Source organism: Streptomyces sp. 549 (genome assembly GCF_030124175.1).
Lineage (GTDB): Bacteria > Actinomycetota > Actinomycetes > Streptomycetales > Streptomycetaceae > Streptomyces.
Window position 1 is genome coordinate 1 of the sequence record NZ_JASKMT010000054.1, and the last position, 6,804, is coordinate 6,804.

General features: G+C 68.0%; 6 protein-coding genes. 4 read left to right on the top strand and 2 right to left on the bottom strand.

The window, feature by feature from the left end:
* Nucleotides 1-279: 279 nt before the first annotated feature.
* Nucleotides 280-1,518 (bottom strand): IS701 family transposase, encoded by a 1,239-nt coding sequence (locus tag QNO07_RS27310; protein ID WP_283995227.1) that lies wholly within the window; start codon nt 1,516-1,518, stop codon nt 280-282.
* Nucleotides 1,519-1,701: 183 nt separating this feature from the next.
* Here QNO07_RS27310 and QNO07_RS27315 point away from each other — a divergent pair, with 183 nt between their 5' ends.
* The 3 genes from QNO07_RS27315 (at nt 1,702) to QNO07_RS27325 (ending at nt 3,266) form a co-directional block, all read left to right on the top strand.
* Nucleotides 1,702-2,037 carry a YdhR family protein gene (locus tag QNO07_RS27315; RefSeq protein WP_249764215.1) on the top strand — a complete coding sequence of 112 codons (336 nt, stop codon included), beginning with the start codon at nt 1,702-1,704 and terminating at the stop codon, nt 2,035-2,037.
* A gap of 151 nt (nt 2,038-2,188) precedes the next feature.
* A complete protein-coding gene (locus QNO07_RS27320) occupies nt 2,189-2,956 on the top strand; it encodes a hypothetical protein (RefSeq protein WP_283995230.1) in 768 nt (255 codons plus the stop codon).
* Between the two features lie 88 nt (nt 2,957-3,044).
* A complete protein-coding gene (locus tag QNO07_RS27325) occupies nt 3,045-3,266 on the top strand; it encodes a hypothetical protein (RefSeq protein WP_283995231.1) in 222 nt (73 codons plus the stop codon).
* Between the two features lie 164 nt (nt 3,267-3,430).
* Here QNO07_RS27325 and QNO07_RS27330 read toward each other — a convergent pair whose 3' ends face one another.
* On the bottom strand, nt 3,431-5,947 hold the full coding sequence (locus tag QNO07_RS27330) for a DEAD/DEAH box helicase (RefSeq protein WP_283995232.1): 2,517 nt from the start codon (nt 5,945-5,947) through the stop codon (nt 3,431-3,433).
* A gap of 412 nt (nt 5,948-6,359) precedes the next feature.
* Here QNO07_RS27330 and QNO07_RS27335 point away from each other — a divergent pair, with 412 nt between their 5' ends.
* Complete coding sequence (locus QNO07_RS27335) at nt 6,360-6,488, top strand: hypothetical protein (RefSeq protein ID WP_283995233.1); 129 nt, start codon at nt 6,360-6,362, stop codon at nt 6,486-6,488.
* Nucleotides 6,489-6,804: the final 316 nt, after the last annotated feature.

Consider the following 6,804-nt stretch of genomic DNA (forward strand, 5'->3'; position numbering starts at 1 on the left):
CCGCCAAGGCTTCCTCACCCAACCCGGACGAGGCCGCTATCAGAAACGGACTTAACGTCCACTGAGTAGTCGTCCTACGCTGTGTTCTCACATAGCTATCTACTTGGTTCTTCTATCTCACACTCTCAGCCCACAAGTCAGCGGAGCTGACCGAGCATTGCCAGGTTGGACGCCTCCGGCATCGTCATGCCATCATTCTCGCCATGACGCCGATTCAGAAGACCGCAACCGAGCCGGAGTCGGGGTACCAGCTAGTACTCCAGCTGTAGATCGTGATCTTCATGTCTGCGTTGCGGCTTGTCGCCGGTAGTGGCTGGTCTGGGATCGGGCCTGATGGCGACGTCGCCAGTTGGACCAGGCGAGACGGTGGGCGGTGTTGTGGACGGACTGGACGACGATGGCGATGAACAGTCGCTGTACTTCGTTGCAGGACAGCGGGATCAGGTCGGCGGGGTCGGCGGCCCGGTCGTGTTCGTCGGCCCGGACGACGGCGAGGAAGGCATGGGCGAGCATCGCCAGAGTGACCCAGCGGGTCCAGGACACGAATCGTCGGACCTGATGCTCATCAAGTCCGGCCAGACCCTTTCCGGCCTGGAAGGTCTCCTCCACCCGCCACCTTGATCCGGCGACCCTGACCAGGGTGGTCAGCGGCACGGCCCCGGGCGAATAGCAGCGGTAGTAGGCGAGTTCGCCGGTGGCACGGTTGCGGCGGATCAGCAACTGACGGTGCCCGGGGCCGGGGTCGACGGTGTCGATGACGGCCCAGTCGTAAAACCGGTGCCCCTTCGCGCCGGCCCCGGCGGACAGCTTCTGCCAGGCCCGCCTGGGCAGCTTGCCGGCCAGGGCGTCGGCCCTGAACTTGCCTGCCTGGGTGGTGATTCCGGCTGAGCAGGCGACGGCGAGGACGTAGCCCATGCCGCGTGTTTCCAGTGCGGCCCGCAGTTTCGGGTTGCCGCCGTAGACCTCGTCCCCGGCCGCCCAGGCGGCGTGGTGCCCGGCGTCCAGGAACCGTTCGATCATCACGGCGGCCAGTTCCGGCTTGGTCGCGAAGGCCCGTTCCTCTGGGATGCCCGCGGCCTGGCAGCGGTCGGGATCGGTGGTCCACGCGCGCGGAACGTACAGCTCTCGGTCCACCGCGGCGTGCCCGCGGCTGCCGGCGTAGACGAGGTAGACGGCGACCTGGGAGTTCTCGATCCGGCCCGCGGTGCCGGTGTACTGCCGCTGGACCCCGACGGTGTGCGTGCCCTCCTTCACGTCGCCGGTCTCGTCGACGACCAGCACCGCCGCGTCATCACGCAGATGCTCGACCACGTAGTCACGGACGTCATCACGGACCGTGTCCGCATCCCAGGACGCCCGGGACAGCAAGTGCTGCAAACCGTGCGGAGTGGGATCCCCGGCCCACTCCGCGATCGTCCAGCAGTTCTTGCGCGGCAGGTCCGCCAGCAGACCGAGCACCAGCCACCCGGCCCGGCGCCGGGGTTCAACCCGTGCAAAGCGGCCCGCGATCCTGCCCATCAGGGCCTCGAACGCACCCCGCCAACGGGTGGGATCTATGCTGTGACCTGCGGCCACCGTCTCTTCGTCAGTCCACACAACTCACGATGATCAACGGTGGCCGCACCTGTGTCCGCACAGGCCCTGACCAGCGAGATCAGCTAGACTCGACTCAGGGGGCATCTCAAGGACGGAGATGACTCCATGCCCGCCATCCTCTTTGTCCGGATCACATCCGGACTCGATGCGCAGGAGTTCGAGCGGCGCCTGCTGGAGCGGCGGCCCCGCTTCCATGACGTACCCGGTCTCCTGCAGAAGGTCTACGGCCGCGACAGCGCAACCGGCGACGTGTGCGGCATCTACTTCTTCGAGAGCCGCGAGGCGCTCGACGCGTTCCGGGAGACCGAGCTCGCCCGCACAATCCCTGCCGCGTACGAAGCGGTAGAGGTCCGCCGCGAGGTGTACGAGGTGCTCTATTCGCTGCGCCCCGACCGGGGGCCCTTCGCCGAGTCCGGCCATCCGGCGGACACGACGGCGTGACCCGCCGACGACTGGCGCGACCGCACCAGACCGAGCCAGCCCGTGCCGGCCACTACCAGCGCCAAGCAGCCCAACAACGCAAAGATCACGATCTACAGCTGGAGTACTAGGCCAGGGCGAGTCGGCTGTCACCCCCGACACCGAGAGCTCCATGAGTCAGGACAGGACCATCGAGATGATCCTGATCCGATCGAAGAGGAAGAACCGGACCGTCCCGATCCGTCGAGCCTTCGTCCAGCTCGGCGACGCGCCGGACACCCGACCTGGACCTCTCAGGTCGTTGGTCGCGAGCCACCAGGAACGGGCCCTTGACCTCTACCTTCTGGTCGCGGCCATCACGGGTGCCAACGACCATTCGGTCACGGAGTGGTCGACGACCTGGGCCAGGACCATCGGCATCTCCGACGAGAAGACAGGTGCCTCCGCGGTCTCACGCAGTTGGAAGGCATTGAAGGACCTCGGCCTCATCACCACGGCCCGTGGATCACAGCGCAGGACGACCGTCACCAAGCGGATGGAGGACGGCAGCGGACCGTACGCTCCGCCCGAGAACGCTGGGGAGAAGTACCTCCAGCTTCCGTTCGAGTACTGGGAGGAGGGCCTCCACACGAAGCTCTCCCTCCCGGGTAAGGCGATGCTCCTGATCGCCCTCGCCCAGAGGAAGAACAAGTTCACCCTCGTCCAGGCCCGGATCAGCGAGTGGTACGGCCTGGCCCAGAAGACCGTCGCCACGGGCATCGACGACCTTGTCGAGAACGGAGTCCTGGAGCCTGCGGGCTTCGAGTACTTCGACACCCTCGCGGTCCGCTCGGGAAGAGGCTCCCGCCCCCTCTACCGGCTGGTGCGACCTTTCCACCAGCGAGGACTCCCACCGACGGACCTTGAAGACTTCTCCGACCACAAGGGGTCGGAGAAGTAGAGAACCGCGCCGCCCCTCCCTGGCTACCAACCTGTGGGGCGAACGCGGTCCGACCGCCGGCAAGACCGGCAGATTAGGAACACAGCCTATGGGCTTCCTACCCACCAGTACCCATGGACACCCCCTCTCGCCCCGCCACAGGCGCGGCCGGGTGATCCTGGTCGTCATCGGACTCCTCGTCCTCTGGGGCATCGACTCCGAGTTCGTCGAGACCGTCGGAACTTGGCTCGGCATCACGGCCGTGCTCGTTCCGGAGATGTTCAGCCAGAGGCGGGACGAACCGCCCGGGACCCTGAGCATCGTCATCTGACGATGGCCGCCGGGATGCTCACCATCCCGGCGGCGCCACACCATCGTGCGGCCCGCTGACGCGGGCTTGATCGGCTGCCCAGTCGCTCAGCCGCTGCCGGGGGCGCTGGCGTCCGAGTAGGTAGTCGGCCGGGAGGGCGGCGGCCGCGGTGCCGACGGCGCCCATCACGTCCACCGCATCCCGATTGCGGATAGCTGCTCCATGCGCTCTGGGGTGAGCGTGGCGGCTCTGCTGCGTTGGTTGTTGATCCATGACCCCAGGCGGTACTGGGCCTCCCTGCCGTCCTCGGTGAGCATGGTCTCCACGTGTTTGCGCGGGACTTTCAGGTGGCCTTCGCGTTCGTAGTACTGCTGGGCGGCGGCGAGGTTGGCGGTCCATTTGTCGGCTTGTGTTCGGGGCGGCTGCGGTTTCTCGTTCTCGGTTGCGGGTGTGATCCCGAGGGCGTGTTCGCACAGCCACTGCTGGACGCCGGTGAGTTGGTCCCAGCCGAGCCGCACTGACTGCACCCAGCGTCCGAGGTCTTCGCCCTGGCGCAGGACCTCGCCCGCCTCGGTGGGCAGTGCCTTGCCCGCGTCCAGGTGGATCCGTACGAGGTGGAAGCACCGCTGCCACGTCACCGGCCACGAGGGGCACCAGGACGCGTCGATCTCCTCCAGCTGCTCGCGCCGCTCGTCCGACAGCGCCCCGGCCGAAGACCCCACCGGCAGTCCCTCCGCGCGGCGCCGCTCGATCTCCTGCGCCTTGCGGGCGGCGGCCCGCGCGTTCTTCAGCCAGATGCCCACCGCCGCCCCCTGGAAGGTGGCGTCCAGCGGGGCCAGGAGGTGCCCGTTCTCGGCAGCCCACCCGCGCGCCGCGGCGAGGCCCTCCTCCCACGCGACATCGTGGTGCGACCAGATCATGCCCAGCTTCTCCAGCTGCGCGACACGTTCCTCGTCCATGTCGCCGCGGGCGTAGAACCGCCGGCAGTCGGCGGTCCACTGCCCCAGCGGGAAGGAAGCGAGCGAGGCCGGCCACCCCGTCGCCTCCGCTTCCTCCCCGGCCGGGACGCGGAACGTGAACGGCACCCTCAAGTCGCCATGTTCGCGGGCGTAGATCACGGCCGCCTCCACGCCGCGTCGCCAGTGTTCGTGTTCGGGGTTGAGGACGCGCAGGTTGATGAACGCGGCGAGCGCGGCGGGGTCGCGCGGCGTGGAGAACTTCAGCAGGGCCTTGGCAGGGGCGCTGACGCTCCCGGAGCCCTCGCCGCTCCCGCCTGTGCTCTTCCCGCTGGCGTCCTTGGTGACGGGCTTGTAGCGGCTGGGGGCCTGCTGCTCCGCAAGGGTCTCCACGATTCTCGCGTCGTGCGCCCGCAGCGCCTCCAAGAGCTTGGCGAGCCCGCCGAACGCCCGGGAGGTGAGCATGTTGTCCGCCGTCTCACCGGGCCCGAGCAACACCGGCACCACCAGGCTGGCCATCTTCCCCTCGCCCGGCTGCATCCGCAGCGCCCGGCCCACCGCCTGGACCAGGTCCGGCATCGAGCCCCGCACGTCCGCCCAGTACACGGAGTCACAGTTTTTGGTGTCGACCCCTTCGCCTAGGACCTTTACCGAGCTCAGGAAGCACTTCTCCACGACGGTGCCGTCCGTGGCGATCCCGGCGGCGAACTCACCGAGCAGCCGGCGCCGGTGGAGGGGCTTGTGGTCGCCGCACAGCCAGTCCGCCCAGATCGTCTTGGGGTAGAGCTCGGGGTCGTTGGCGTGTAGCTGCGCGGCGACGTCGGGAAGGCCGGCCGCGAACGCTTCGGCTTCCTTGACGACGTGGTGGAAGACAAGCGTGCGCCGGAAGCCCTCCTCCGCGGAGGCTTTCACCAGGGCGGTCTGCAGGGCGGCGAGCCGGGCCCCGCGGACCTCTGCGGAGCGGCCTTCGGCGCCCAGGAGCTGTGCGGCCTGGAGCGCGGTGTCGGTGACGTCTACGCATACGACCTGGTAGGGGGCACAGATTCCCCTGTCGATGGCCTCCGAAAGCGTCAAAGCGAAGCAGCGACTGCCGAAGGGCCCGTCAGGATCGTCTTCCATACTCGCGACCAGCTCGCCTGGTGCGCCGGCCTCGTCCTCATCCCCGAGCTGCCACAGCCGGGGCGTGGCCGTCATGTACAGCCGGCGCAGGGACGGGATCTTCTGGTTGTCGTGGACGACGGCCCAGGGCTTCCCGATCCGGCCGGAACATCTGTGCGCCTCGTCCACGACGATCAGGTTCCACGCCGCGAGGCCCGCGGCGTGCGCCCGCTCCAGCGTGCCCAGTCCCAGGCTGGCGTACGTGGCGTAGACGGTGACCTTCTCCAGGCCGCGGGTCCACTCCACCAGGTCGTCGACGTCCGTGGTGTTGGGGAAGGACACCTCCTCGCCCCGCAGCGAGGACACCCCGATCATCGGCCCCCGGCGGCCCCCCTCGCGCCACGCGGCCTCGGTCTGGGAGAGGAGGTCCAGGGAGGGCACGAGCACCAGCACGCGGCCCGCGTGGAGTTCCTCCGCGCTGCGGACCGCGATCCGGGTCTTCCCGGACCCGGTCGCCATGATCACCTGCGTTCGAAGCCCTCGCTCTGGCACAAGTGATCTTGCAGGCAATTCGAGGGCGCGCACGACCGCGTCGATGGCTTCTCGCTGGGCTGCCTCGCGCTGGTCAGCGCGGTCTGTGCTCGACATATACGCCTGCCTTCTCCTGGGGTGCCGCCCGGTCGATTCGAGCGGCTGGAAACGGGAAACCTGCACGTAGAGGAGCCGCAAGGGCTACGGTTGAACTGACGCGGTCGGGGGGCTGCCCCCATCACCGGCGTCCGGACAAGGCCGCGTGGCGGGCCTTGATAAGCCTCCGGAGCTGTCGGCGTGGCGTGCTCTGATTCCAGAGTCTATCCTGTCTTCAAAATGAAGCACACAGAACACCTAGATTCCTTTTCGCATGGCTTGAACGTGTTGCTGGAGCCCCACGCTGGCAGAGGAAGAGTGAGGGGTCTTTCGCTTGTCAATGCCGTCGGTTACGTTGGCAGTTGTTCGTACCAAGGGGGGCCTTGGAATCCGCTCTGTCAGAGCGGGGGCCGCTTGAAAAAGGGGTACGGACATGAGTGATGACCAGCGGTCATCTCGTCGGGGCCTGTTGGCTGCCGAGATCGCGAAGCGAATCGCCGTGGCACTGAGCGCACGCGCCCTGTGGACAGTGATCGTGGAGCTGATGCGAGGCGAGGGCTAATTCCCGGCACAGGGCGGGGGCGAAGCCCCCTGCGTCCCCGCCCACCCCTCAAGCCCTCACCTCTGGTAGCCAGCCCGGCCTGCGTTGGCGGGCCCGCCGGCCCGGGCCGAAGCGAAGCGTAGGCCCGGTAAGTGGGACGAAGTCCCACCGGTCCGGGAGCGCAGCGGACGGACCGTCACTGACCCTGCGAAGCAGGGTCAGTGGACTGCTCGCGCAGCGAGCAGTCAGCGCGAACGCGGAGCGGGAGCGCAACATCCGCGCGAAGCGCGGATGTTCGCTTGCACATCGCGCAGCGATGTGGTACCCGCTCCGCGGG

Excerpts from the sequence above, each read along its gene's own strand:
- QNO07_RS27310 (WP_283995227.1), bottom strand. The coding sequence starts at position 1,518 with ATGGGCAGGATCGCGGGCCGCTTTGCACGGGTTGAACCCCGGCGCCGG.
- QNO07_RS27315 (WP_249764215.1), top strand. The coding sequence starts at position 1,702 with ATGCCCGCCATCCTCTTTGTCCGGATCACATCCGGACTCGATGCGCAG.
- QNO07_RS27320 (WP_283995230.1), top strand. The coding sequence starts at position 2,189 with ATGAGTCAGGACAGGACCATCGAGATGATCCTGATCCGATCGAAGAGG.
- QNO07_RS27325 (WP_283995231.1), top strand. The coding sequence starts at position 3,045 with ATGGGCTTCCTACCCACCAGTACCCATGGACACCCCCTCTCGCCCCGC.
- QNO07_RS27330 (WP_283995232.1), bottom strand. The coding sequence starts at position 5,947 with ATGTCGAGCACAGACCGCGCTGACCAGCGCGAGGCAGCCCAGCGAGAA.
- QNO07_RS27335 (WP_283995233.1), top strand. The coding sequence starts at position 6,360 with ATGAGTGATGACCAGCGGTCATCTCGTCGGGGCCTGTTGGCTGCCGAG.